General features: G+C 64.6%; 22 protein-coding genes and 1 pseudogene. 9 read left to right on the plus strand and 14 right to left on the minus strand.

Features of this window, described 5'->3' with window-relative positions; genetic code table 11:
- The 4 genes and pseudogenes from ACSQ12_RS02570 (at position 1) to ACSQ12_RS02585 (ending at position 2,409) form a co-directional block, all read left to right on the plus strand.
- A pseudogene (locus ACSQ12_RS02570) lies at positions 1 to 808 on the plus strand (AAA family ATPase).
- A gap of 149 nt (positions 809 to 957) precedes the next feature.
- Positions 958 to 1,290: a hypothetical protein gene (locus tag ACSQ12_RS02575; RefSeq protein WP_436064209.1), complete on the plus strand. Its 333-nt coding sequence runs from the start codon at positions 958 to 960 to the stop codon at positions 1,288 to 1,290.
- Positions 1,291 to 1,401: 111 nt separating this feature from the next.
- Positions 1,402 to 2,064, plus strand: a complete 663-nt coding sequence (locus ACSQ12_RS02580) for a hypothetical protein (RefSeq protein ID WP_436064210.1) — start codon at positions 1,402 to 1,404, stop codon at positions 2,062 to 2,064.
- A 93-nt stretch (positions 2,065 to 2,157) separates the two neighbouring features.
- Complete coding sequence (locus ACSQ12_RS02585; protein ID WP_436064211.1) at positions 2,158 to 2,409, plus strand: hypothetical protein; 252 nt, start codon at positions 2,158 to 2,160, stop codon at positions 2,407 to 2,409.
- A 117-nt stretch (positions 2,410 to 2,526) separates the two neighbouring features.
- Here ACSQ12_RS02585 and ACSQ12_RS02590 read toward each other — a convergent pair whose 3' ends face one another.
- Positions 2,527 to 5,091, minus strand: coding sequence for an AAA family ATPase (locus ACSQ12_RS02590; RefSeq protein WP_436064212.1), 2,565 nt, complete (start codon positions 5,089 to 5,091; stop codon positions 2,527 to 2,529).
- Between the two features lie 328 nt (positions 5,092 to 5,419).
- Between ACSQ12_RS02590 and ACSQ12_RS02595 the strand changes: the two genes are divergently transcribed.
- Positions 5,420 to 6,013: a recombinase family protein gene (locus ACSQ12_RS02595; RefSeq protein ID WP_436064213.1), complete on the plus strand. Its 594-nt coding sequence runs from the start codon at positions 5,420 to 5,422 to the stop codon at positions 6,011 to 6,013.
- A 112-nt stretch (positions 6,014 to 6,125) separates the two neighbouring features.
- Here the strand turns inward: ACSQ12_RS02595 and ACSQ12_RS02600 are convergent, their stop codons facing one another.
- The 11 genes from ACSQ12_RS02600 to ACSQ12_RS02650 all read right to left on the minus strand — a co-directional run bounded on the left by ACSQ12_RS02600 (position 6,126) and on the right by ACSQ12_RS02650 (position 18,619).
- Positions 6,126 to 6,329 carry a cold-shock protein gene (locus ACSQ12_RS02600; protein ID WP_013599688.1) on the minus strand — a complete coding sequence of 68 codons (204 nt, stop codon included), beginning with the start codon at positions 6,327 to 6,329 and terminating at the stop codon, positions 6,126 to 6,128.
- Between the two features lie 144 nt (positions 6,330 to 6,473).
- Positions 6,474 to 7,352, minus strand: coding sequence for an alpha/beta fold hydrolase (locus ACSQ12_RS02605; protein ID WP_436066918.1), 879 nt, complete (start codon positions 7,350 to 7,352; stop codon positions 6,474 to 6,476).
- On the minus strand, positions 7,352 to 10,069 hold the full coding sequence (locus ACSQ12_RS02610) for a PEP/pyruvate-binding domain-containing protein (protein ID WP_436064214.1): 2,718 nt from the start codon (positions 10,067 to 10,069) through the stop codon (positions 7,352 to 7,354). The genes ACSQ12_RS02605 and ACSQ12_RS02610 overlap by 1 nt, the downstream gene beginning before the upstream one ends.
- Positions 10,070 to 10,078: 9 nt before the next feature.
- On the minus strand, positions 10,079 to 10,396 hold the full coding sequence (locus ACSQ12_RS02615) for a hypothetical protein (RefSeq protein WP_436064215.1): 318 nt from the start codon (positions 10,394 to 10,396) through the stop codon (positions 10,079 to 10,081).
- Positions 10,397 to 10,504: 108 nt separating this feature from the next.
- Positions 10,505 to 11,656: a diguanylate cyclase domain-containing protein gene (locus ACSQ12_RS02620; RefSeq protein WP_436064216.1), complete on the minus strand. Its 1,152-nt coding sequence runs from the start codon at positions 11,654 to 11,656 to the stop codon at positions 10,505 to 10,507.
- 93 nt (positions 11,657 to 11,749) lie between these two features.
- Positions 11,750 to 12,805, minus strand: coding sequence for a zinc-dependent alcohol dehydrogenase family protein (locus ACSQ12_RS02625; RefSeq protein ID WP_209747687.1), 1,056 nt, complete (start codon positions 12,803 to 12,805; stop codon positions 11,750 to 11,752).
- A gap of 67 nt (positions 12,806 to 12,872) precedes the next feature.
- On the minus strand, positions 12,873 to 14,099 hold the full coding sequence (locus tag ACSQ12_RS02630) for a hypothetical protein (protein ID WP_436064217.1): 1,227 nt from the start codon (positions 14,097 to 14,099) through the stop codon (positions 12,873 to 12,875).
- On the minus strand, positions 14,096 to 15,385 hold the full coding sequence (locus tag ACSQ12_RS02635; protein WP_436064218.1) for a glucarate dehydratase family protein: 1,290 nt from the start codon (positions 15,383 to 15,385) through the stop codon (positions 14,096 to 14,098). Before ACSQ12_RS02635 ends, ACSQ12_RS02630 begins: the two co-directional genes overlap by 4 nt.
- Before the next feature lie 50 nt (positions 15,386 to 15,435).
- Positions 15,436 to 16,344: a carbohydrate ABC transporter permease gene (locus ACSQ12_RS02640; RefSeq protein WP_436064219.1), complete on the minus strand. Its 909-nt coding sequence runs from the start codon at positions 16,342 to 16,344 to the stop codon at positions 15,436 to 15,438.
- Positions 16,341 to 17,291, minus strand: a complete 951-nt coding sequence (locus ACSQ12_RS02645; RefSeq protein ID WP_436064220.1) for a carbohydrate ABC transporter permease — start codon at positions 17,289 to 17,291, stop codon at positions 16,341 to 16,343. The genes ACSQ12_RS02640 and ACSQ12_RS02645 overlap by 4 nt, the downstream gene beginning before the upstream one ends.
- Positions 17,288 to 18,619 carry a sugar ABC transporter substrate-binding protein gene (locus ACSQ12_RS02650; RefSeq protein WP_436064221.1) on the minus strand — a complete coding sequence of 444 codons (1,332 nt, stop codon included), beginning with the start codon at positions 18,617 to 18,619 and terminating at the stop codon, positions 17,288 to 17,290. The genes ACSQ12_RS02645 and ACSQ12_RS02650 overlap by 4 nt, the downstream gene beginning before the upstream one ends.
- A 102-nt stretch (positions 18,620 to 18,721) precedes the next feature.
- Here ACSQ12_RS02650 and ACSQ12_RS02655 point away from each other — a divergent pair, with 102 nt between their 5' ends.
- Positions 18,722 to 19,558, plus strand: a complete 837-nt coding sequence (locus ACSQ12_RS02655) for an NAD-dependent epimerase/dehydratase family protein (protein WP_436064222.1) — start codon at positions 18,722 to 18,724, stop codon at positions 19,556 to 19,558.
- Between the two features lie 27 nt (positions 19,559 to 19,585).
- The gene (locus ACSQ12_RS02660) at positions 19,586 to 20,398 is read left to right on the plus strand and encodes an IclR family transcriptional regulator (RefSeq protein ID WP_436066919.1); all 813 of its coding nucleotides are present in this window, start codon (positions 19,586 to 19,588) and stop codon (positions 20,396 to 20,398) included.
- Here ACSQ12_RS02660 and ACSQ12_RS02665 read toward each other — a convergent pair.
- Positions 20,395 to 21,021, minus strand: a complete 627-nt coding sequence (locus ACSQ12_RS02665; protein ID WP_436064223.1) for a response regulator — start codon at positions 21,019 to 21,021, stop codon at positions 20,395 to 20,397. The genes ACSQ12_RS02660 and ACSQ12_RS02665 overlap by 4 nt on opposite strands.
- Positions 21,018 to 22,178: a sensor histidine kinase gene (locus tag ACSQ12_RS02670; protein ID WP_436064224.1), complete on the minus strand. Its 1,161-nt coding sequence runs from the start codon at positions 22,176 to 22,178 to the stop codon at positions 21,018 to 21,020. The genes ACSQ12_RS02665 and ACSQ12_RS02670 overlap by 4 nt, the downstream gene beginning before the upstream one ends.
- A 214-nt stretch (positions 22,179 to 22,392) precedes the next feature.
- Here ACSQ12_RS02670 and ACSQ12_RS02675 point away from each other — a divergent pair, with 214 nt between their 5' ends.
- Positions 22,393 to 22,977 (plus strand): GlcG/HbpS family heme-binding protein, encoded by a 585-nt coding sequence (locus tag ACSQ12_RS02675; protein ID WP_436064225.1) that lies wholly within the window; start codon positions 22,393 to 22,395, stop codon positions 22,975 to 22,977.
- Positions 22,978 to 22,987: 10 nt separating this feature from the next.
- On the plus strand, positions 22,988 to 23,677 hold the full coding sequence (locus ACSQ12_RS02680) for an ankyrin repeat domain-containing protein (protein ID WP_436064226.1): 690 nt from the start codon (positions 22,988 to 22,990) through the stop codon (positions 23,675 to 23,677).
- Positions 23,678 to 23,781 lie beyond the last annotated feature (104 nt).

The following is a 23,781-nucleotide window of genomic DNA, read 5'->3' on the forward strand; positions in this document are numbered from 1 at the left end:
ATGACCCCCACCTTCATCGTCACCAAGGAACACCGACGCTTCAACGAGTTCGCCAACGCAGTCCGAAAAGAACGAACAATAGGGATCTGCCACGGGGACGCCGGTGTGGGTAAAACACTGTCCGCGCGCCGCTACGCAAACTGGGATGACCTTGAGCCCTACATCACCGAGTGGGGACCACGCGGCGACCAGGACGAGAAGCACTACGCACTGGCCAACCGCTCCCGGACCGTCTTCTACACCCCGGACGTTCTCTGCCGTCCCAAAACCCTCATGGAGGACATACACCGGTACCAGGTGAGAATCGGCTCGTGCATTTGACGAACACCTGCACAAGCTCGATGCCGCACCACGCTCGATGAACAGAGTCACCACACTAGTGGAGCTGCTCATTATCGACGAAGCCGAACGCCTCAAGGCGACAGCCCTTGAACTCCTCCGTGACAACCACGATCGAACCCACCTGCCGATGATCCTCATCGGCATGCCCGGCATAGACCAACGATTCCGGCACTACCCCCAGCTCTACAGCCGGCTCGGCTTCTCCCACCGATACCGCGCCCTCGGCAGAGAGGAGCTCCTCTTCGTTCTGGACCGACACTGGAAACGCCTCGGCCGCACCCTCGACCCAGACGACTTCACCGACGCCCAGGCAATTGCCGCAGTAGAACGCATCACCCGAGGCAACTTCCGGCTACTCGAACGGCTATTCCCCCAGATCACCCGCATCCTCAAAATCAACCAACTCGAAACCATCACCGACGACGTCGTCGAAGCAGCAGCAAGCATCCTCGTCATCGGCAACTAGCGACACAGAGCGAAAACATAACGCCGCCACCTAACGAACAAGTCCACAAATATGGGTCCAGGAGGACAATCCCTCGGGACTTGAAAGATACTTAGGTACATGTATACTTGTTAACAAGTTATCGAGTATCTAACTCTTTAGGAGTTTTCGTGCTGCAGATCAAGTTGGGCCACAAGCAAGACGTACAGAACGACCCCCTTGGACGGAGTTGGGTAGGGGCCAAGCCGAACATGAGTGAACGTGACGCGTGGGAAGCCGGTCGCGGGTGTTGGGTGATGAAGGCCAGCAGGGCTATTGAGGAGGACGAGGTGCGCATCGTCGATCCCGCTGGCACCATCCTTGCCGTAGCGACCATGCGGGGTCTGATCAAGCACGGTAATCGGCTTGAGGTAGTGGGTGACCTTTTGGAAGGCGATCCCCGGGTTGGAGGCCAGGTCGAGCTGAGCAAGTCCCAGAACCCTATCTCTTACCACCAGAGCTGATCGTAAACAGGCGATGGCAAGGGGCGGGCAGTTTGCCAGCCCTTGCCATAATCGGCTTCTTTTTGGGCGAGAGGCCCGCCGGCGGCAGAAAGTGCCAGATATGATCCGGGCATGACTCAATTGGATCTCCTCCTGAAGGCCGTCGCTGAGGATCTCGGCGATCCCTCCGGTTGGAGCGCCCCCGTGGAGTTCCCCGACTCTCTTGCCCTTTGCGCTCTGAACTCCGCCTACTCCCTGCGCGGTAGTTCGGCCGCAGCGACGAATGTGCTTGCCCGGTACCGTGTGCTTCGCCCAACGGCGGACACCGACAGCGGTGCAGACCTGATAATGGCGATGGATAGCGCAGGTGGCCCCGCAGGCTTTGCCCGTGACATCCTGCGCAACGAAAGCAAGCTGCCGGGTACAAACCGTTTGCGGCCTGAGGGCATTTACGAGGGCCTCTCCCGGCTCGCAGCCCTAGACACAGCAGTAACGAGTGCAGAACACCTCCGAACCGCCGCGACCAACGGAAGTACCTCCGCAAAGACAGCATGGCTTTCAGTCAAAGGTTTTGGCTCGCTTGCCTGGTCATATCTGATCATGAATGCAGGAGTCGGCACCGAAACAAAACCAGATGTGATGGTGCAGCGCTACCTCGCCCGAGTTCTCGGCGACGACAACAGACTTACTCGCGCCCGAACACGGCAGCTCCTCCAGCTCGCTGCCGCGAAGCTCAATGTTGAACCCCGGGACTTGGACCGAGCAATATGGCTGCACGAGAGTCCGTCGAAGTAGCCGCCAGGTAAAGGATGGAGTCTGGAACACTGGATGTACTAGTGGACGTCCCGGCTCCCGCCGGGCCAACCTGCTAATCACTTGGGGGAGTGAATGCGTACATGGATTCGCATCAGCGCAGTGGTCGCAATCCTGTCCGGCGCGACCGTCGTCGGCATCCAAGTTTATCTGGCCATCGGCCGCGCATTAGGCCAAGTCTGGTCCAGCTTCAGTGAGGCCGGCCCCCATTGGCCCTTCACAGTCACTTACCTCGCGGTTCCGGTGGGCCTCTTCGCATTCGTCTCATGGTTTGCCCTGGTACTGCAGAAGGACAAGCTGGATCGCAGATTCGGCCAACACCGATAGCTGACACGCTGCGTCGAAAACTCTGCCCGACCAAAATCCCCGATGTCCGTTCAGGGATCCCTCACCGGGCGCTCCCAACCACGAATCAGGATCTGTCATCAGGCACGCAGCTAACGGTTAGTTTGCGCTCAGGTAGGTCGACCTTGCCTGAGAGAGTTCGGCCCAATGGGCTTCAAGACCAGTAAAAGTCGGGCTCACGCTGAGGCTAGCTAAAGGCTGAGAGTGACCATCGATGTACCGGCAGGCTTCCTCGAAAATGCGATTGACAGTCTCCACCGCTGCAGGCAGGGCCTCCGTCTTTATCTTCGGGAGGTTAGTCATCCGTACGTTGGGCTGATAGCGCTGAGTTACACCCTGGAGGAGTTCAGTCTCCGTGAATACCTCACACCAGGCGCGAATCCAGTCGTATCCAGTTCGGACGAGCGCTGCCCGAGAATCACCCTGCTGTGATCGAGCAGTTTGTATAGTCTCATTGATCTTCGTCCTGATATTACTCAAGCTGTCCCAGCGAGGACCTGTGGCACGATTGATTTGGCCTTTGCCGTCTTCATCGGTGATGTGGAAATACGAGCACCGTTTAGTCGCTTCCATAAGTGTGAGCAAGGTGCTGGCAAAAAATATGTCATGAGTGAAGACAATGACTTGCGTGGTCTCGGCGAGTGAAGTAACGCGCTGGGCGACCTCTCTAATCCGACGATGATCGAGACTGGAGACTGGGTCATCGAAGATGACCGGGGCGTTGATACCAGAAAGCCTCGCCTCGGCTAGGAAGTCCGCCATCGCGATTACTTTCTGCTCGCCTTCCGAAAGAACTTTGGAAGGCTTGTGCTTCCCATTAAGGACTTTGCGGCGTTGCGCGCGTCCTTGACGACCAACGAACTCAACATTCAGTGAAGGTGCACGAAGCGCAGCACATTCTTCACCGAAGAGTGTGTCAAAGCTTTCGTTGATCATCTGGTCGCTGGCGGTCTTGGCCATGCTCGTTACACCCCTTAGCAAGGCGGGCATGGGTTTAGCCAGCAGAATCAACCGATCGGCTTGCTTAGCATTACGCACGTGTGACTCGATGAGCGTCCAGGACTTGGTCAGCTCGGCAGCCGCCTCCAGCTCGATGAGGGACTTCTTGTTGGCAGCCAGGGTTTCCGATCGGGTATCCGCTTTTTCTTTAAGTTCGCCCAAGAGCTGTGTCGTGGTCGACAGAGCGACCTCGAGTTTCACCAGGTCCTCTGCGGCGATCTCGATCAGCGCTTGTTCTGCTTTCGCCCTGGACTGAACGACGTCGTTAAGGGTTGAAAGCGCGGCAAGGGTGCGTTCCAGCTGGGCTTGGAACGGAGGCTTGTCGTTCGTATCGGAGTGTTCATTGGCAAAGGCTGCCACGTCATTGGTTTTGGCTGAGACAAGCGGCGCGGCGAGAGCAGTGAAACGCGCTTTTGAGGCGGATATGTCCGCAGTTATCTTGTCTTCGAGATATTCAGAGTATTTCCCGACGAGGGCAAGGGCAGATTCATTCAGCTCTTGCCGGCAGTAGAGGCAACGATCTGCATCGTGGGCGCCGAGTTCGGTGAGGTGCTCTTTATAATTCTCCCCAGCCTCAACGAACTCGCTCCAAGTCTCGTCCGGCTCTGCGGGAAGATCTGCCGCCTCGAATAGCGCAGTGCGGAAGGTTCGGTAGTCCTGTTCAAGGCCGGCCAGTATTTCTAGTTCTTGTTCATAGGCAATTAGGTTGAAACTAGAGACGACTTTGGCCGCATCCACTATCTGAGTGAGTATGCGTTCTATGCGTTGTTGGACCTTTATGTCGGCGCTGATTGTGTCTGCTTCCAGAGCTGCGACCGTGCGTCGCAAATCGGCGAGGCGAATATCGACGTCCTTGTCTGGATCCGCAACCGCCCGGAGATGCTCTAGGTCTGTGGCCGCGCCTAGTGTTTCGATCAACGGGTAAACGCTCGAACCACGTGGAAAACGAGAAAGAATGCCCGTGGATCCTGATTTCAAGTTCTGGACGGCCTGATCGACCTGTTTTTGTACAGACTTGATACCGGCAATTACGTGGTTGAACAGTGCCAGCGCCGCGGGGGTATAGACGTACTCAAGGTCGTCGTCTACATGGAAGCTCACAGAAGGGCTGTCGAAGATAGACATTCTCGTAAACGGGGCCACTCCTTGCTTTCCCGCCCACTGATACGTCTTTGACTGTCCACCAAGCATGTAACTGACGAGTGCAGACTGCTCTTGCGGGGTAGGTGATGTGATGTTTCCGAGAATCACGTCCGCCGTTCGGCTGGCCGCGAGCCCCTTGAATATGCGAGAGTAGCCCGTCTTTCCTGTGCCGTTTTCTCCGAACAAGATTGTCAGGCCCTCATGGGGCTCAATGACGCTACCTTCAACCAGGGCGTTGACGCCGGTTACGGCGGAGAGCGATGTGAGGGTCAGAGGCTCGACAGCTTCCTCTTGACTCTCCATGGTCGCCAGCGGTTCCTCGCTGGGGAGAACACGGTCATCAAATGCCTTCTCCTGACGAAACAGCTCATAGGAAGTCAGTTCTTCCTCATCCCCCAACGGCCCGCCTCCGTCCAGTACATGCCGAACAATGTGACGCACCCATTCGTCAGACGCGTTTGCCCATTCTCTTAGCATGCCGCGGGGATCCGGTCGCGTCTGCGAAACCACTGGTACCGTCACGTTTTCCTCTCGGCGTGAGCGTGGCATCTTTGTTCGAGTGCCTACTACTCACGACTGACTTTAGGGGCACTATTCATCAGAACGTACATACGACATGCAAACCGGAAGCGATGGATGCACCGGGTCAAAGCCGCTTCGCCGCAACTTTTCAACAGCTCACTGCCATCCAACGGTGTCCGTAAGCCGGTCCTCCTCCGGACGAGCCCGCCCCTCACCAGCACAAACGCAGCTTCGACAGGGCACCCCCACCGTAAGACCCGTCCGCTGAACTGCCCGGTGATGGTGGCATATCTGGTCCACCAAAAGGACGCGTGGCACACTGTTGCGCATGACCGCTTTGCTGGTCGGCTACGCGCGGGTGTCCACGGAGCAGCAGGACCTAGCGGCGCAGCGCGACGCATTGTCAGCTATGGGGATCACCGCGGACCGGATCTACGTGGATCACGGGCTGACGGGCACTGACCGGAACCGTCCGGGCCTCCGGGAAGCGATGGCGGCCTGCCGGGACGGTGACACGTTCGTGGTTACCAAGCTGGACCGCCTCGCCAGGTCCGTTCGGGATGCCCACGAAATCGTCGACGAGCTCGCCCAGCGGAACGTGAAACTCAGCATCGGCGGATCGGTGCACGATCCCACGGACCCCGTTGGAAAGCTGCTGTTCAACGTCCTGGCCATGGTGGCCGAATTCGAGAGCGACCTGATCCGCGCCCGAACCCGCGAAGGCATGAAAATCGCCAAGGCCAAGGGCCGCCTGAAAGGCAAGAAACCCAAGCTGTCTCCGGCGCAGGAAGCCCACCTGGTCAAGCTGCACGACGCCGGGGAGCATACCACCGGGGAACTCGCAGAACTCTTTTCCGTGGCCAGGTCCACGGTGTACCGGGCGGTGCAACGCGCCCGCCACAAGACAGGGCCTGCCCGCTAACCGGAAGATGGGCGAAGCCAACGCAACAGCCCCTCCGGACCGGACTGGTTCGGAGGGGCTGTTGTTGGTGCAGGGTGGCCCGGCTAAGCGCCGTAACCGTTACCCTAAGCCTTTAGAGAGGGCGGATGTTCTCTGCCTGAGGGCCCTTCGGACCCTGGGTCACATCGAATTCGACCTTCTGGTTCTCGTCCAGTGAACGGTAACCGCTGCTAGCGATCGCCGAATAGTGGGCGAAAACGTCAGCTGATCCGTCATCGGGGGCAATGAAGCCAAAACCCTTTTCGGCGTTGAACCATTTAACTGTGCCTGTTGCCATGGCTGCATTCCTTTATGTGACTCTGATTCTCTCTGCAGACACCGCGGCCCGCAGAGCGGAGAACGTCCCCCGCTGTCCCCAACGTACGGGGCTGACGCCTTGCTTGCAAGGGTATAAGTGCCCTTGCGACACTATATGTCCGTTTCAGCTGCCCTCGGCGTACATGGCAAGCAGGTCCCGGCCGAACTGATGCGGTGACGTTTCGGACGGGCTGTGGCCGCCGCGGTACACCGAAATCCGGGCTCCGATGGACTGCGCGAACTGGCGATGCAAGCGCAGCGGCCACAAATCGTGTTCGCCCACCGCCACGAATTTCGGCACGGGTGCGGCGGCGAGGTCCTCCCGCAGGTCCGGGACATTCTTCATCAGCACGTAGATGTCCCGCACGGACTGGCGCCGCGTAAACCGGAACCGGTTCCGGACAAACCGCAGCCGGTTGGGGGAGACCTTGTTGACGTTCCGGCGGATGCCCCAGATCATCAGCGCAGCGCCCACCCGGCCGTTGGCCAAACCGGTGAATCGCCCGAACCCGCTGATTCCCCGGAAGCACTGCCCAGTCAGGGGCGGGCAGCTGAGGAGGGTAAAGCTGCGGAACAGCTCCGGGCGCTTCGAATAGGCAATCTGCGCCACGATGGCGGCAAAGGAGTACCCCACCACATGGGCCGGAACTTCGCCCGACTCAAGGACGGCGATGAAATCGTTCACGAAGAGCTCGTAGTCATAATGCGTGCGGGGCGGGATGAGGTTCTCCGGCCCCGCGCCTGCCGATTCGTACTGGCCGGCCAGGTCGTAACTCAGCACATAGAACCCTGCTTCGGCAAGCTCAGGCATCATCACGGCGAAGTCCTCTTTGGAGCCCGTGGCGCCGGGAACCAGCACCACCCGCGGGTTCTGAGGCTTTCCCATGGCCACCATCGCAAGGCTCCCGCTCGGCGCCGCAAAACGGGTGCTCACCGAGCCTTTGGGAAGGACGGCCCAGTTCCAGTCGCGGATCTCCGCATCCTTAAGCGTCGCGTCATCCATCACCACGTCACGGTTCCGGCCGCGCCGTCCACAGTGACGGTTTGCCCGTCGCGCAGCCGCACGGTGGCGTCAGCAACACCCACGACGGCGGGGATGCCGTACTCCCGGGCCACCACCGCGCCATGGGAAATGACGCCGCCCATCTCCATCACCAGGGCACCCGCGGTGAGGAAGAGCGGCGTCCAGCCGGGATCAGTGGAGGGGGCCACCAGAATTTCGCCTGGTTCCACGTGGGCACCCACCGGATCCATGACCACCCTGACCTTCCCGGTGGCGGTGCCGGCCGAGGCCGGAGTTCCCGTGAGGCGGTCCGCGGCAGCCGACTTGGGCAGCGCGGCGGCCGCCGCCATCATGGCGGCCTCGACGTCGGTGCCGTCCGAGAGCAAAAGGCGCGGAACGCGCCGCCGCCGCAGTTCGACGTCGTACATCCGACGGCGGACGGCGACCACTTCCTTCAGGTCCGCACCGCGGAGGGCAACACGCAGCTCTTCAAAGTCCAGGAAGAAAACGTCGCCGGCTGCCGCGATGGTGCCCGTCCGCGTCAGTTCCTCGCCGACGGCGGTGAGCTGCCGGTGCATCTCCGCCAGCACCATCACGATGTAGAACTTGGGCAGTTCCCGCAGTCCGGACAGCTGCCGTGCCCGGCGCAGGCACAGCGCCACCAGCCGCCCCCGCAGCCGGCTCCTGGCTGCCGCCCGTTCCACGAGCTCGCTGACCCGCGCTTCCGCATGATCGGCGGCGCGGGCAAACTGGCGGTCCGGGGCCTGCTCCGCATCCTCGACCCGGAGATAGTTCGAGATCATCCCCAGCAGGTGGTCCGGTTCCTCGGCCCACCGCGGCATCCCCAGATCGATCTCCGCCACAGCACGGTGGCCGTACTTGGACAGGAACTTCCGCAGGCCGGCCTGTGCAACGCCCGGCAAAGTGGCCGCCTTGTAGAGCGCCGCAAGCTCATCCGGCCCCAGCTCCGTGAACACCCTGCGGGCCTCCGGGTCCCGGCCAAACGACACCGCCAGCTGCCACAGTTCCAGGTCCATAATGGTGGTCACGTTGTGGGGAAGCCCCCGCAGGACCGCCTCAAGCTCGCGCGGTTTGGCAATACCGCGCAACAGCCTGCGGGCCGCGGCCAGCATGAGGTATCCCGCGGATGGAGCGGGCATGGTTGCCTGGATGATCCCGTTGACCGTGCTTCCCAGGACGTCCTCCGCGTGCTGCAGCCGCCGCGCCGGGGTCGCAGGCAGGGGCAGCGCCAGCTGGGCTTCGAGGCGGTCCTGGTAGCGCCGCGCCCGGCGCAGTTCCACGTCCGGCCACAACAGCGTCCTGACCATGGCCGGAAGGAGCCCCGCCATCAGAACCAGGCTCTGGGTTCCCTCAGTGCCCTTCGCTTCTGTCCCGGCGCGGCGCTGCGTGCGTTTCCGGCCCGGCTTCCTCCGGGCCGGCCGGACAATGCTGAACCGCGGGTCCTCCAAGAGCGCGGGGAAGACCGCGGCCGACCTCCCGTCAGCCAGCGGCAGCAACCTCAACAGCGCCTTGCGGCCGGATTTGCTGCGGACGATAGGAGTCAGGTCCACGTACATCCGCAACCCCGGGTTCACGTAGTTCCACAACCCCTTGCTGTTCCGCATGAGGCCCAGCACGGAGAGGCCCATCGGCGTGAGGGGGCGGGTAAGCCCCTGGAGCAGCGTGCCGCACAGGTAGACGCGTGTGTCCCCGCCCGCTGCGCGGTCCGCGCCGCCGGGGCCCGGTGATGCGTCCTCCGGCAGCGGATACAGCGTGGTGATGGGCCGCGACTGGGTCAGCCAGGCCTTGCCGCCGGCGTCGATCACCCATTCCACGTCCTGGGGTGCACCAAACAGCCGCTGCACGGCATCACCGAGGGAAGTCAGTTCGCGCACCCGGGCCGGGTCCAAACTGGTCCCGCTGCCCTGCGGCCCCTTCAGGACCCGGGCAGTGGCCGTGTGCACAACGAAGTGGTCCGGATTAACCGCACCGGACACCACCGCCTGTCCCGGCCCGGGGCTGGCGTCGATGACGCTCTCGGTCCGCGTGCCCGTCACCGGGTTGGCGGTGAACAGCACTCCCGCCGTGCCGGCGTCGACCATGTGTTGAACGACGACGGCGAGGCCCGCGTCCCGGTTGCTGATCCCGTTCGCTGTGCGGTAGGCCACCGCGCGGTCCGTCCACAGCGACGCCCAGCAGCGCCTGACGGCCTCGACGACGGCGTCGGCACCGACGACGTCCATGAAGGAGTCCTGCTGCCCAGCGAAGCTGGCAAAGGGCAGGTCCTCCGCGGTGGCGGAAGACCGCACCGCCACAGGAGCGTTGCCCATCGAGGCATAGGCGCCGCGGACGGCGGCCTCGACGTCGGGCGGAACCGGCGCTGCGGCCATCGCCTCGCGGGCCTGCCGCGCGAGCCCGTCCCGCTGGTCGTCCGGCAGCCCGGGCGCGCCGTCGTACTTTTTCGCGCCGTCCGGACGGTTCACCCCGTCCAGGCGGGCGGCGATGGAGTCCAGTTCCGCAGGCGCAGCCATCCGGTAGCCCGTTGTGGTCAGGCAGAATCCCGCCGGCACCGGGAAGCCCGCGGCGGCGAGCTTTCCGAGGTTCAGGGCCTTGCCGCCCACCAGCGCCAGCGATCCTGATGCCAGCCGGCCAAGATCAACCACCAGGCTGTTCCCCGCGCCGCCAGCTGGCTCCGGGGCGGGGCTTACGAGGGCCATGTCCGGCTCCTAGCCGTCTTCCGCGCCCTCTCCGGTGTCTTCCCACATGACGTCCAGGTTGCGGAAGATCAGCGGCCCGTCGCACAGTGCCGCCATTTTCGCGGCGAATTCCGACGTCTCCGGCCGGTTGGAATTCTCCATCGCCGATTCATAGGAATCGAAGTCGACGATGGTGAAGTAGGTCCCGGGGCGGTCCCTGTCCGCCGTGGCCACGATGCGGCGGAACGTGGACGGGGTGCCTCCCTCGGTCCGTGACGGCCGGCCCAGCTGTTCTATCTCCTCGATGCGGGAGGTCTGGAATTCGATGATCTGCACAAAACCGGCCATGACGGCTCCTCGACGGCGGTGGATGCTGATGCGGATCACGCTAGACCCGGCAGCGGGTGAGCGCAAAGGGGAGAAATGCCCTACTTTGCGGACTAGTTCCTGTGCGGACTACGGAGTATGGATCCCTCGGACCGTGCGGTTGCGGCCCAGCGATTTGGCCCGGTACAAGGCGGCGTCCGCCGTTGCGATCAGCTCATCAAGGCCGGACGTTCCTTTGCCGATAGGTGCGATGCCGTAACTGACCGTGGGCATCCGGGAACCGTCCGGGCCCCGAACCGCTTGGAGCTGCTTGTTGATCTCCGCAGTGATGGCCTCTGCCCGGTCCGGGCTCACGCCGGGCAGCAGGAAGATGAATTCCTCTCCGCCGTAGCGTCCCACGAGGTCGGTTGAGCGGACCGTCTCGTTGCAGGCGGAGGCGAACGACTGCAGCGCAGCGTCGCCGGCCGCGTGGCCGTAGGTATCGTTAACGGCCTTGAAGTGGTCCAGGTCGGCCAGGACCAGGGTGCCGTGCGCCCGGGTGTGCCGCAGCCGCAGCAGCTCCTCGGCGGCGAGGTCCAGGAATGCCGCCCGGTTGAGAAGCCCCGTGAGGCCGTCCTGGGTGGCCACCGCCCGGAGAGCTCGTGTTTGCTGTTCGCTGCTGAGCGCCGCCATGCTGAAGGACACCACCACCAGCAGCACCATGGTCACCAGGGTGGTCACCGCAGAGCCGAAGTAGGTGACGAAGACGAGGCCGTCCGGGCCTTCTCCCAGGTAAACGGTCAGGCGGCAGAAGTAGAACGCCGAGAAGAAAGCCGCCGCGATGGCCAGCGGAATCCGGACCCTGGAGTAACCGGGCTCCAACCGCCAGAGTTCGCGGGACGCCAGGCCCAGCATCAGGCTCATGAGGGCAAGGAAGACGGCACCTCCGGCCCAGATGTTTACCCCCGGGTTTTCAAGGGCTGATGACACCGTCACCACGGCGGGACCGGCCGCCAGTTGCCAGGAACGCGGCCGTGCTGCCCGCAGGGACCGGGCACCGGCCCAGACGCATGCTCCGCCGGCAACCAGCAGGCAGTTCCCCAGCGGATTGGCCCACACCTGGTGCGGTGTTCCGTTGAAGAGGTAGGCCGCTGACCCGGCAAGGAATAACGTCAGGGCCACGCACCACCAGGCGCTGTAAGGGGACCGCGTGCTCCGGTACGCAGCGAAATAGAACAGGAGCGCCAACGTGAACGCCACAATGGCGAAGGCAACCCGGAGGGTCAAGGTGTCAAGTTGCATTCAGTTCCCCCACTTCGCAACCAAGCGAAAACCCGGACCGTTCGCGGACCGGCTCCCGCAGACTTAGTATCGCACCCGGAGGCGCCGGCCGGGTCAGGGCGTGAGCAGCACCTTGATGGCGCGGCGTTCATCCATGGCCTTGTAGGCTTCCGGCGCTTCCTCCAGCGGCATGACGGAGTCGAAAACGCGGCCGGGGTGGATGGTACCTGCCAGCACATCTTCCAGCAGTTCGGGGATATAGGTCCGCGCGGGCGCCATGCCCCCGGCGATGGAAACGTTGGAGTCGAAAAGGTACCGCAGCGGGACCTCGCCCCCGCCGGTGGGGACGCCCACAAAACCAAGCGCGCCGCCCGGACGGACGCAGTGCAAAGCCTGCTCCATGGATTCCTTGGTGCCCACGCATTCCAGGACCGAGTCGGCCAGCACGCCGCCCAGCAACGCGCGGACCTTGGCCACGCCGTCGTCGCCCCGTTCCTCCACGATGTCCGTGGCGCCGAACTCCCGGGCCAGCGCCTGCCGGTCCGCGTGGCGGGACATGGCAATGATCCGCTCGGCCCCGAGCCGCTTGGCCGCAAGGACACCGCAAAGCCCGACGGCGCCGTCGCCCACCACTACGACGGTGCGGCCGGGCGCCACCTTAGCGGCCAGCGCCGCGTGGTGGCCGGTGGCCATGACGTCGGACAGCGTCAGCAGGTTGGCGGTCAGTTCGGCGTCCGGTTCGGTGACGCCCGGAACCTTGACCAGGGTGCTCTCGGCCATCGGAACCCGGACAGCCTGGCCCTGGCCGCCGTCGATCTTGTGGCCGGTGTCGTCCCGGCCGCCCCAGCCGGCCAGGTGGTCGCAGGCAACGGTGACGCCGTTGAGGCACTGCGGGCACTCGCCGCAGCTGACCACGAACGGTGCGATGACGAAATCACCTACCGCCAGCTCAGTCACGCCTTCGCCGACGCTCTCCACCACGCCGACGAATTCGTGGCCGATGGCTGTGGGCCTGCGGGTGGGCCTGACGCCGCGGTAGGGCCACAGGTCCGAGCCGCAGACGCAGGATGCCGTCACCTTGACCACCACGTCCGTGGGCAGCTGGATGGTGGGGTAGTCCCGGTCTTCAACCCGGATGTCTCCAGGGCCGTGGATGATGGTGGCACGCATGGGGGGGGGGCTCCTTCGAACGAGTGCTGGGCTAGGACTGAGTCTAAACCCGGCTCCGGGCGGCCGGTCATTCCTTCGGCTCCGTCCCTTCCCGGCCGCGAAGCAGCCCCAGGGCACCTGCGACTGCCTCCCTCCGTCGGGTCGAGGCGAGCCCCAGGTGATAAAGGTGAAGCTCGGTGCAGCCCTCGTCCAGTAGTGCCTTCCATTCCTGCCAGAGGGCACGGCTGTCTGCGGACTTCGGCGGCAGCGCGAGCACGTAGGCGCCGGTTGCAGCCGCCGGCGCATCGCTCCGGAAGGACCTCAGCGCTGCGGCGCTGTCCGTTGCGGCACCCCAGCACGGGAGCACCGCCGTCGCGCCCGGAAAGCTGTCCCACAGTTTGCTGCGCTCCAGCGCGCGCAGGGCCACGAACGGCCCGGTGGACCAAGGGTCCGGGGAGGCATGGATCGAAAGCCGGACCTCCGGCTGTGCTGCTGCCACCGCCAGGACACCGTCCAGCAGCCTGGCGGTGGCATCCCACCGGCATTCCAGGAGCGGGACGAACTCGTCTGACTCACCGCCCGCTCCCATCTCCAGACGGTGATCCCCGCCGGTCTCCAGGGAATCTGACAGCACCGCGGACCTGACTTTCGCCGCCATGCCGCCGGCATCCATGCCCCGGCGTCCGTACCCGCTGCGGCAGGCATCGCAGAAGCAAAGGGAAAGCAGGGCCTGGACCCATGGCGAGTAATCCGCACCCTCGGTCTTTTCGTGCTGGTTCTGGTGGCTGAAGCCCAGGGGCCCGGCAGCCTCAAGCACCAGGCCGTCCGGATGTCCGTGCCGCAGTACCTGGCCCACGACCATGCGCGAGTAATTCCGGACCGTCTCGTTCGAGGGGCACAAGGCATGGAGGTATGTTTCCCCAAAGGCGTTGCGGACGCACAACTGCGGATGCCTCGCACCCAGGAAGCTGGAGTGGGTCAGCACAGTCCAGGCATCCACCGGAACACCTGCGGACCGAAGCTCCCGGGCAGCTTCGCCAAAGGCATCACTGGTTCCGGTCCAGCCTGTGCCCTCCGTGGGTACCAGGTCCTGGCCCGACCATGCGTCGGTCACCGGGACGTACAGGGCCGCCGTGCGGGCGTCTACAACGCGGCGTCGGGGGTGGCGGGGTGTTGCCGCCCGCACCGAATGGTAGGAAGCAGCCAATGCAACCCGGTCCACGCCCAGTGCCGCGACATCCGCTGCGGCGCCGGGATCACCCAAAACGTCCCAGGGGTAGAGGTAGCCGGTGACGCTGGCTCTCGCATCGTTCACCAGCGCGGAAGGTCCGCGGTGTAGTCCGGGACGAACCTCTGCATGTAGCCGGTGTCGTCCCTCGCCGTCATGCTGGCGTCAAGGTATTGCTGGTGGAGTTCTGCCAGCTTCTCCCGGTCCAGCTGAACGCCCAGTCCGGGACCGGCCGGGACCTTGACGCTGCCGTCAACAAACCGCAGGGCGCCCGGTTTCACGACGTCGTTGTGGCCGTTCCACGGATAGTGGGTGTCGCAGGCGTAGGTGAGCGCCGGGGTCGAGGCGGCGACATGAACCATCGCTGCCAGGCTGATTCCCAGGTGCGAGTTGGAATGCATCGACAGGCCGATCCCGAACGTCTGGCAGATCGCTCCGAGTTCACGGGTGTGCCGCAGCCCTCCCCAGTAGTGATGGTCGCCGAGGATCACCTGCACCGAGCCAAGTTCCACGCTGCGCTTGATGTGGTCGAAAGCCACCACGCACATGTTGGTGGCCAGCGGCATGCCGGCGGTCGCAGCCACCTCCGCCATGCCGTCAAGGCCCGGAGTGGGGTCCTCGAGGTATTCAAGCAGCCCTGACGTTTCCTGGGCTACCCAGCGCGAGGTTTCCACGGTCCAGGCGGTGTTGGGGTCGAGCCGCAGCGGCAGGCCGGGGAAGGCCCGGCGGAGCGCCTTGATTGCTTCAATCTCCTGGGCTGGCGGAAATACACCGCCCTTGAGCTTGATTGATTTGAAGCCGTACTCGGAAATCATCTTGCGGGCCTGCCGGACGATGCCCTCCGGGTCCAGGGCTTCACCCCATTCATCGGAAATGGCGGGCTTTCCGTCCCAAGCCGGGTGTTCCGCCCACTTGTAGAAAAGGTAGGCGCTGAACGGAACCTCGTCCCGGACCGTTCCGCCCAGTAGTTCGCTGACGCTCCGGCCCGTTGCATGGCCCTGGATGTCCAGCGCTGCCACTTCGAAGGCGGAGAACACGGCGGCCCGCTCGAATACTGAGGGCTCGCCAGCGAGCGCTTCATTGATGAGCAGCTCCATCAGGGTGGTGTCGAAGACGCTCACGCCCGTGACGGCCCGGGCCCCGACGGCCAGGTTCGCCAGCCGGCTTTGCCCACCGGCGCATTCGCCCAGGCCGAGCAGGCCGTTTGCGGTGCGGACCTCGATCACCACCCGGTGGACCAGCGGTTCATGGACGCCGACGGCGTTGAGCAGCGGGGGGTCGGAGAAGGCGATGGGGGTGATGGTGATGTCAGTGATCTTGAGGTCCGCGGCAGTGGGAGTGCTGATGGCCTGGAAGGTGGTGCTGGTGTTCATTGAGCTTCTTTCGGGGAAGGTAGGGGAGGGGGCTGCCGCGCCGGCGTGCCTTATCCCTTGGTGGCGCCGGAGGTGATGCCGCGGATCATGGAACGTTGCAGGAAGAGGTACACCAGCAGGCTGGGGATCATGGCCATCACTGCGCCGGCAACCAGGACTCCGGGACCAACCGTTGTGTCGTTGCGGAGCACGGAAAGTGCCACAGTGAGTGTGTAATCGCTGGGATCGTTGGCCGCGATCAGGGGGAGCAGGTACTGGTCCCACACCATCATGAAGCCGAAGATTCCGATCACGCCCAGTGCGGGCTTGCAGAGCGGCAGGATGATGGTGAAAAGCATCCGGAATTCGCCCACCCCGTCCAGCCTGGCGGCCTCCTCGATTTCACCGGGGATCTCCTTCATGAACTCGCTCATGATGAAGATGGAGAATCCCCAGATGCCCACCGGCAGGATGACGGCCAGGACGCTGCCCTTCAGGCTGATGCCGAGCAGCGGCAGGTCGCCAAGAATGAGGGACAGCGGAATGCCGATCACTTCTTCCGGCAGCATCATGGTCATGAGGACCAGCAGCAGCACGAGCGCCTGGCCGCGGAACTTCTTCCGGCTCAGGCTGTAGGCCGCGAACACCGAGACCGTCATCTGAAGCAGCAGTCCGCCGCCTGCGATGACCAGCGAGTTCAGCAAATAGCCCCAGAGGCCCTGCTGCTGCGCCACCTCGAAGTTCTGCAAGGTGAAGGTCTTCGGCAGCAGTGAAATTTCCGTGGGGCTGGAGTTCCGGTCGAACGCCGCCGAGATGATTGCCACGAACGGCAGCGCGAAGATGCAGAACACCAGAACGCAGAGGGCGATCCGCAGGGCCATGTTGGCGCCGAACTGCGGCGACCAGCCAAGTGCCGTATCAAACCGGGCTGACGGGGAGGGACGGCGCCGGGGAGAAGCTGTTGTGCGGGTCGGGGTCATCGGTCGGCCTTCCGTTTGGCAAGGTACTGGGTTCCGACTGTCAGCAGCAGAGTGACAACCAGCAGAAGCACGGCGGCCGCTGATGCGACGCCGATGTCGTTGCGCTGGAACCCGAGCGAGTACATCCGGGTCATCCAGACTTCGGTGGAGCCGGCCGGTCCGCCGCCGGTGAGCACGTACACTTCCGTGAAGCTGCGCAGGCTCCGGATCGCGGCCAGGGTGAGGACGATGACCAGCGAGGGACGCAGCGCAGGCAGGGTGATGTAACGCAGCCTCTGCCAGACAGTGGCTCCGTCAACCCCTGCTGATTCGTAGAGGGACCGGTCCACCCCGGTCAGCCCTGCCAGGATGATCACCATGTTGTACGGCGCGCCGCTCCAGATTCCCACAACGGCGATGGACCACAGTGCAGTGTCGGTGCCGTTGAGGAACTGCAGCGGGCCCAGGCCCAGCCAGCCGAGGATGGAGTTCAGCGGCCCGTCGGCCGTGGGAAAGTACAAGATCCGCCAGATCTCGCCCACCACGGCCAGGGCGGTGACGACGGGAAGGAAGATGGCCGTCCGGAGGAACCAGAGTGAACGCGCCTGGCCCTCCAGCAGCAGTGCCAGGACGAACCCCACCAGCAATGCGCCCAGGGTCTGGGTGACGCCGAGGAATACGGTGTGTCCCAGCGCCTCCATGAACCGCTGGTCGCCGATGACCTTGGCATAGTTCTCGAAGCCCACGAAGACGTCCCCGAGGAACGGCTGGACCTTGAAGAGGCTCAGCCGGACGCCCTCGAACATGGGGATGAACTTGAAATACAGGCCTAGCACTGCCGCCGGGAGCAGGAACAGCCAGACGGCGAGCGACTGTTTGCTGCCCCTGCGTTTCCGGGCGCCTCCCGCCGGTTTGGGGGCGGGAGGCGCCGGCCGCGAGACCGTGGTTTTCGTTGGAGTTGCTGTCATGACTTGGCGTTCTGGCTGTTCAGTTCGTCATTGATCGCCGTGTCCAGGGCCTGCAGGCCGGAGGCCACGTTGTCCGCAGGGCAGTCGGCCACGATCTTGTTCAGCGCCTCAGCCGCGGCCTGCCGGAATGGAACGAAGTTGATGGCGGACGGGAAGGCCTTGGACGACGACTTCAGTGCCTCCTGCACCACAGACCAGCGTGGATCCTTGTAGACGGCGGCAGCATCGACGTCGGAATTCACCGGTACGCGGACGATCGGCTGCTTGCCGGCGGTCATGCCGGCCTTTTGGCCGTCCTCGGACACCAGGTAGTCGATGACCTGCTTGGTCTGGTCCTTCTTGCCGTTGCTTGCCGTGACGTAGATGTTCTCGCCCTCGGCCAGCACGGTGTTGTCCTTGGAGCCCTTGGGCGCTTCAATGACCTCGTAGACGTCCTTGCCCGGGGTCTTGTCGAACGACGAGAAGTTGTACGGGCCGGTGAGGATGATGCCGGCCTTGCCGGTCTGGAAGAACGGGGAGGCCACGCTGGTGGCTGCGGTCAGGGCACCCGGCTGCGTATTTCCCGGAGTGCAGAACTGCTGCTTGACCCAGTTGACGCCTGCCTGGGTTTCCGGGGAGGAGGCGTTGGACGAGTACTTTCCGTTGCCCTCATCCTTCAGGTAGCTGCCGCCGTCCTGCCAGATGTACGAGGAAGCCCACCAGCCCAGGTATCCGCGTTCGGTGGAGCCGGGAACGGCCATGCCGTAGGTGTCTGCCTGGCCGTTGCCGTCCGGGTCCTGGGTGGCGAAGGCCGTGGCGAGCTTGGCCAGGTCCTCAAGCGTCTTGGGGACGGGAAGCCCCAGCTTTTCGCGCCAGTCCTTGCGGATCATGGTGACCATGGTCTGGCGGGAGAACGGAACTCCGTAGCTCGCTCCGTCCAGGCCTTCAGTCTCCTTCCACAGGGAATCGGAAATCCGGTCATTGCCGGTCACCGAGGACTTGTCGATTTTTTGGAGGTAGCCCTGCGCCGTGTAGTTGCCCAGTGCGGCGGAGTCGTTGATGACAATGTCCGGCAGCTTCTTGGATGCCGCGCGGGTCTGCAGTTGCTGGTCCAGGTCCGGAACCCCCTGGAAATTGACCTGCACGCCGGTCTTTGCCGTGAATTCCTTGAACATGGCGGCGTAGGTGGTGGCGGCGTCGGTGCCGGCGCGTGCCCACACTTCGATGGGCTGGCCGTCGTCCGTGGCGGACGGGGCGGACGACCCGCCCCCGCAGCCGGTAAGTGCGGCCGCTGAGGCAATGGACAGGGCCACGGCAACCCGTGCTCGGAACCTGATCTTGGAATCCACTTTGATTCTCCCTTTTTACATATGTAAATGACTGTTACTATGTGAAACGTACTTCATGAGAGTATGATCGGGATCACAGGGTGTCAATATCGGGAGGAAAAAATGTCAGCAGAGTCGAAGCCGGTCACCATTGCCGTGACCGGTGGCGCCGGAATGATGGCCACCCTGCTGCGCCCGCACCTGATGGACGCCGGCTACGCGGTGCGGCTGATCGACATTGCCGAGCCCGCCAGCCCGGCCCCTAACGAATCCGTGCTGATTGGCTCCGTGGATGACAGCGCCTTCATGACAGCGGCCCTGGCGGATGTGGATGCTGTGATTCATCTCGGCGGAATCCACCGGGAAAAGCCTTGGGGCGATATTGTCCGGACGAACATCACCGGGACCCAGGTGACACTGGAAGCGGCGCGGAGCAACGGCGTCGGCAGAGTCCTGCTCGCAAGTTCCACCCACGCCGTAGGGTTCACTCCGACGGCCGAGGCCGCGCGGGACCATGCGCTGCCGCCGCGGCCGGACACGTATTACGGCGTGAGCAAGGCGGCCATGGAAGCCTTGGGGGGCCTCTATGCGGACAAGTTCGGCATGAAGGTGGTCAGTGCGCGCATCGGAACCGGGGGCGAGCGGCCGGGCAATATCAGGAGCCTGTCCTCGTGGCTTTCGCCCGGGGACTCGTTCCGCCTCGTGGAGGCCACCCTCAGCGAAAAAGGGGCGCCGGGCCACCATGTTGTCTGGGCGGTTTCAAACAACACGAGGGGCTGGGCGGACCTGTCTGCGGGAAAACGCATCGGCTTCGAGCCCCTTGACGATGCGGAGGACTATGCTGACCAGATTCCCGAGGCTTCGGTGTCAGCAGACTGGGACGGCCTGCTGGGCGGCTTCTGGGCCAGTTCAAGCCACCGTCTCGGTGTGGACAATTATCCTGAGCTTGAGCCGAAGTGAACGGACCAGGTTAGCGGAGTGGGGGACATGAACGCAGTGATGAATCCGGCACAGGCCGCGCCAGCCGGGCCGGCAGGAGACGTGAAGCTGGTCAAATCGGCCGAAAGAACGATCGCCATTTTGGAAATGCTCGCGTCGGCACCGAAACCGCTGACCACAGCCGAAATCTACAAGGAGACCGGCTATCCGAGGTCGAGCCTGCACTGGCTGCTGCTGACCTTGCTTGAACTGAACTGGATCGAGCAGAGTCCCGAAGGCGGGTACCGGATCGGCACGCACGCCCTGCTGTGCGGAACGGCGTACCTGGACAGGGACCCGGTCATGGAACACGTCTCCGGCGTGCTCGAAAAGGTTCGGAACGCCACCACGTTCACAACGCACTATGCGCGGCTGGACCGTTCGGACGTCATCTACCTGGCCACACGGCAAGCCGTGGACCGCCGGCGCCTTTCGTCCCGTGTGGGACGCAAGCTGCCAGCGCAGGTGACAGCCCTGGGCAAGGCCATCCTGGCCGAACTGACGGACGCTGAAGTGCGCGACAGGCTCGGTGAGGGACCCTATCCTCTGCTCACCCCGAACTCGGTGCCGGATTTCGCCGCGCTCCAAACCGAGCTCGCAGACTTCCGCAAGGCGGGCTATTCACTCGAGCGCGAGCAAAACACGGTGGGACTCTGCTGCGTTGGAATCGTCGTTCCGTATCGGATCCCCGGAACGGATGCGATTAGTTGCTCGATACCCACGGAGCTGGCAACCGAGCAAGTGCTCAGCGACGTCGTCGACACCCTGAAGGGTGCCGCGGCCGAACTGGCGGCGACGCTCCGGGCGGCCGGAATCCGCTAGCGCATCCCCTCGCGCCGGATTGCCGTGGCGATCGCGGCGGCCCGGGTTTCCACGCCGAGCTTGGCGTAGATGTGCGCCAGATGGGTCTTTACGGTGGCCTCGGAGATGAACAGCCGCTGGCCGAGCTCCCGGTTGCTGAGGCCTTCTGTCAGCAGGCTCAGCAGCTCCGCCTCACGCGGAGTCAGGATCTCGTCCGGGTTCCGCAGCTGCTGGAAGAGCCGCGAGGCCACCGGTGCGCTCATCACGCTCCTGCCCTGCACCGCGCCGCGGATCGCGGCGAAAATCTCCTCCGGCGCCGCGTCCTTGAGCAGGTAGCCCATGGCCCCCGCGTCGACGGCCCGGACAATGTCGGCGTCCGAATCGTAGGTGGTGAACACCAGCACAGCCTGCCTGCTGTTTTGGCGCCGCAGCCGCTTGATGGCCTCGATGCCGTCCATCCCCGCGCCCATGGCCAGGTCCATCACCACCACGTCCGGGCTGAGCTGCTCCGACAGGGCCAGCGCGTCCTCCCCGGATGCCGCCTCCGCCACCACCTCAATGTCCGGCTGCGTTCCCAGCAGCGCTTTGAGCCCGCTGCGGACCACCAGATGATCATCCACCAGCAGCACGGTAATGGGCCTCACTGTTCCTCCCCTGTGGGCAGTTGCGCGGCCACGATCGTCCCCTCGCCGGGCCTGCTTTCCACTGAGAATACGCCGCCCAGCTGTTCCACCCGCTGGCGCATGGCCCGGAGCCCGTAGCCTCCCGCGTCCGACGGCGGTGCCAGCGACTGCGGGTCGAAGCCGGCGCCGTCGTCGTACACATCCAGGGTGACGGCTCCCGGCAGGAAACCCAGCGTCACCGTGGCGTTCGCCGCCCCCGCATGCAGCTGCGTGTTCGCGGCGGCGCTCTGGACCACGCGCAGCAGCGCATGCCGGACATCGGCCGGGACGGGCCGCGGTTCGCCGGTGACCAGCAGGCGCACTCCCGGAACGTGCTGGGACGCTGCCTGCAGCACCGCATCCGGCAGGGGCGCGGTGTCCAGCCCGGGGGAGGCGAGTTCGTGGACCAGGCTGCGGGTGTCCGCAAGGTTGCGGCGCAGCATCCCGCTGGCGTTGAGCACGTCTTCCCGCGCGGCCTCGGCGGGCCAGGACCGGTTCGCGGCTTCCAGCAGGAGGAGGCTGCTGGCCAGTCCCTGCGTTACGGTGTCGTGGATTTCCCGGGACACCCGCTCGCGCTCCTCAATGGTGCCGGCCCGGCGCTCGCTGGCCGCCAGCCGCCCCTGCGCGAGCGACACCTCGGCGTGGAGGCGGCGCTGCTCCGCGGCGTCCTGCTCAATCCGGTCGTAAATCAGCGTCAGCATGACGCCCACCGCCAACGGCCCCAGGAGCATGGCAACATCGCTGCCGCCGCTCAGCCGGAACAGCCCGACGGCGGTGGCCGCCGCCGTCGCACCTCCCGCCAGGTACCCCACCCAGCCGCTGAAGGCGGTGCGGCACAGGAAGAACAGCGCGAACGAGCACCACGCAAAGCTGGGCGCGGCGATCACCAGCACTGCCCAAAGGGCCACCAGGACGAACATCCATACAGCCCACGGCCGGCGCCGCTGGGACAGCACGGCGATCACGGCGTAGAGCGAACACACGGCAGCCGCCAGGGCCAGCACCCACAGGTTGTCCGCGGGGCTGTGCCGCATTACGTACCGGACAGCCGACGCCACCAGCAGCACGGCAAAACCAAGATGGACGACGGCGTCGATGCGGCCGAGTGGCGTTGGCGGGGCTGGCGGGGAGGAGGGCATGGGGGGTCCGGTTCCTGTGGAGGAGTTCTCCTCACCATGCTAGGGCCCGCGCCGTTGCTGGTCTCTCAGCCTTTTGGCTGATACCTCCAGCCCGATGGGGGAGGCTGCAGCAGACCAATGCCCGATGCCGGCGGGGTCCGGCGCGGCAAGGATGGTTTGCAGCCCCGGTAAGTGATTCCGGGAAGTCCGGAAAGTTCAAGTCCAAGGAGAACCCGTGAAGAAGTCCAACAAGATCGCCGCCGTTGCCGCCGCCGGAGCACTGCTCCTGACCGGAGGGCTGACGGCTGCCGCCAACGCCGTGCCTGCACCTGTGGCTGTTCCCGCGGCCGGGGCCGCCGCCGTGCCCGCCGTCGATATCCAGCCGGCGCCGGAGACCGTAGTGGCACAGAACCGGATCAGTGCCGGTGCCTCAGCAGACGCAGTCAAGGCTGCCCTCGCCAAGTGTCAGGCGGACAAGCTGCCGTTCGTGACGGTGGCCCTGGTGGACAGGTTCGGCACGGTGCAGGCGCTGCTCCGCGGCGACAACGCAGCCGAGCACACCATTGAAGCGGCGCAGCAGAAGGCCTACACCGCCGCCGCCTTCGGTACGCCCACCGGCGAGCTGGCCAAGCGCATCAATGGCAACGGCCCCAGCATCGCGGACCTCCCCGGCACCCTCTTCCTCGCCGGCGGCGTCCCGCTCAAGGTCAACGGGGTGTCCGTCGCGGGCATCGGCGTGGGCGGCGCCCCGGACGGCGCCCTGGACGAGGCCTGCGCCACCGCCGGTGCCGAGGCCATCGCTGCCGGGACTGCGAAGTAGGCTCAGGTTTATGGTGCGGTTCAGAACGTGGCACAGGTGGGGGCTGCTTCCGGCGGCCGTCTGCGTGGCTGGTTGCCTGTCTGCCTGCCAGGCGAGCCCGGGGCAGCCGGAGCCGCTGGACTCCCCGCCGTCGACCGTTCACGTCAGTACCGCACCGGTGACGGAAACGGCCACCGCGACACGTCCGGCGTTATCCCCCGAGGCCCAGGCTGAGCTCGACCAGCGGCTGATCCTTGCCGCGAAAGCCAATGATGCCGGCGCGGTGGCGGAACAGATCAGCGCCGGCGGCGACGTCAATGCCAAGGACGCCATCCAGGACTCGGCATTCCTCTATGCCGGGGCCGAGGGGTTCAACGAGGTCCTTCAGCTGACGCTGTCTGCCGGCGCGGACGTGCGAAGCACCAACCGCTTCGGCGGCACGGCGCTCATCCCTGCCAGCGAACACGGCCACGTGGACACTGTGCGGATCCTCATCGCCGCCGGCGTGCCGGTGAACCATGTCAACAACCTGGGCTGGACCGCCCTGCAGGAAGCCATCCTGCTCAACGACGGCGGGCCAAGGCAGCAGGACGTGGTCCGGTTGCTGCTCGAAGCCGGCGCCGAACCCGGCATCCGCGATCCGCAGGGCCGCACCGCCCTGGAGAACGCGGATCGGCTGGGGTTCAGCGGGATCGCGGCCCTGATCCGGGCTAACGGCTGACGGGGCAGCTGAACTGGCCCGCTTGGCCGTGCCGCCGTCTTGACCTTCATTCGCGGCCCTCACGAGCCGACACGCCGGCACCTTCGCGTGTCGCGCGTGTCGGA

The organism is Arthrobacter sp. LjRoot14 (assembly GCF_964253905.1).
Classification (GTDB): domain Bacteria; phylum Actinomycetota; class Actinomycetes; order Actinomycetales; family Micrococcaceae; genus Arthrobacter.

Bases quoted from the DNA above. Each gene is read 5' to 3' on its own strand.
- ACSQ12_RS02580 (WP_436064210.1), top strand. From the start codon at position 1,402: ATGACTCAATTGGATCTCCTCCTGAAGGCCGTCGCTGAGGATCTCGGC.
- ACSQ12_RS02585 (WP_436064211.1), top strand. From the start codon at position 2,158: ATGCGTACATGGATTCGCATCAGCGCAGTGGTCGCAATCCTGTCCGGC.
- ACSQ12_RS02595 (WP_436064213.1), top strand. From the start codon at position 5,420: ATGACCGCTTTGCTGGTCGGCTACGCGCGGGTGTCCACGGAGCAGCAG.
- ACSQ12_RS02600 (WP_013599688.1), bottom strand. From the start codon at position 6,329: ATGGCAACAGGCACAGTTAAATGGTTCAACGCCGAAAAGGGTTTTGGC.
- ACSQ12_RS02605 (WP_436066918.1), bottom strand. From the start codon at position 7,352: ATGGATGACGCGACGCTTAAGGATGCGGAGATCCGCGACTGGAACTGG.
- ACSQ12_RS02610 (WP_436064214.1), bottom strand. From the start codon at position 10,069: ATGGCCCTCGTAAGCCCCGCCCCGGAGCCAGCTGGCGGCGCGGGGAAC.
- ACSQ12_RS02615 (WP_436064215.1), bottom strand. From the start codon at position 10,396: ATGGCCGGTTTTGTGCAGATCATCGAATTCCAGACCTCCCGCATCGAG.
- ACSQ12_RS02620 (WP_436064216.1), bottom strand. From the start codon at position 11,656: ATGCAACTTGACACCTTGACCCTCCGGGTTGCCTTCGCCATTGTGGCG.
- ACSQ12_RS02625 (WP_209747687.1), bottom strand. From the start codon at position 12,805: ATGCGTGCCACCATCATCCACGGCCCTGGAGACATCCGGGTTGAAGAC.
- ACSQ12_RS02635 (WP_436064218.1), bottom strand. From the start codon at position 15,385: ATGAACACCAGCACCACCTTCCAGGCCATCAGCACTCCCACTGCCGCG.
- ACSQ12_RS02640 (WP_436064219.1), bottom strand. From the start codon at position 16,344: ATGACCCCGACCCGCACAACAGCTTCTCCCCGGCGCCGTCCCTCCCCG.
- ACSQ12_RS02645 (WP_436064220.1), bottom strand. From the start codon at position 17,291: ATGACAGCAACTCCAACGAAAACCACGGTCTCGCGGCCGGCGCCTCCC.
- ACSQ12_RS02655 (WP_436064222.1), top strand. From the start codon at position 18,722: ATGTCAGCAGAGTCGAAGCCGGTCACCATTGCCGTGACCGGTGGCGCC.
- ACSQ12_RS02660 (WP_436066919.1), top strand. From the start codon at position 19,586: ATGAACGCAGTGATGAATCCGGCACAGGCCGCGCCAGCCGGGCCGGCA.
- ACSQ12_RS02670 (WP_436064224.1), bottom strand. From the start codon at position 22,178: ATGCCCTCCTCCCCGCCAGCCCCGCCAACGCCACTCGGCCGCATCGAC.
- ACSQ12_RS02680 (WP_436064226.1), top strand. From the start codon at position 22,988: ATGGTGCGGTTCAGAACGTGGCACAGGTGGGGGCTGCTTCCGGCGGCC.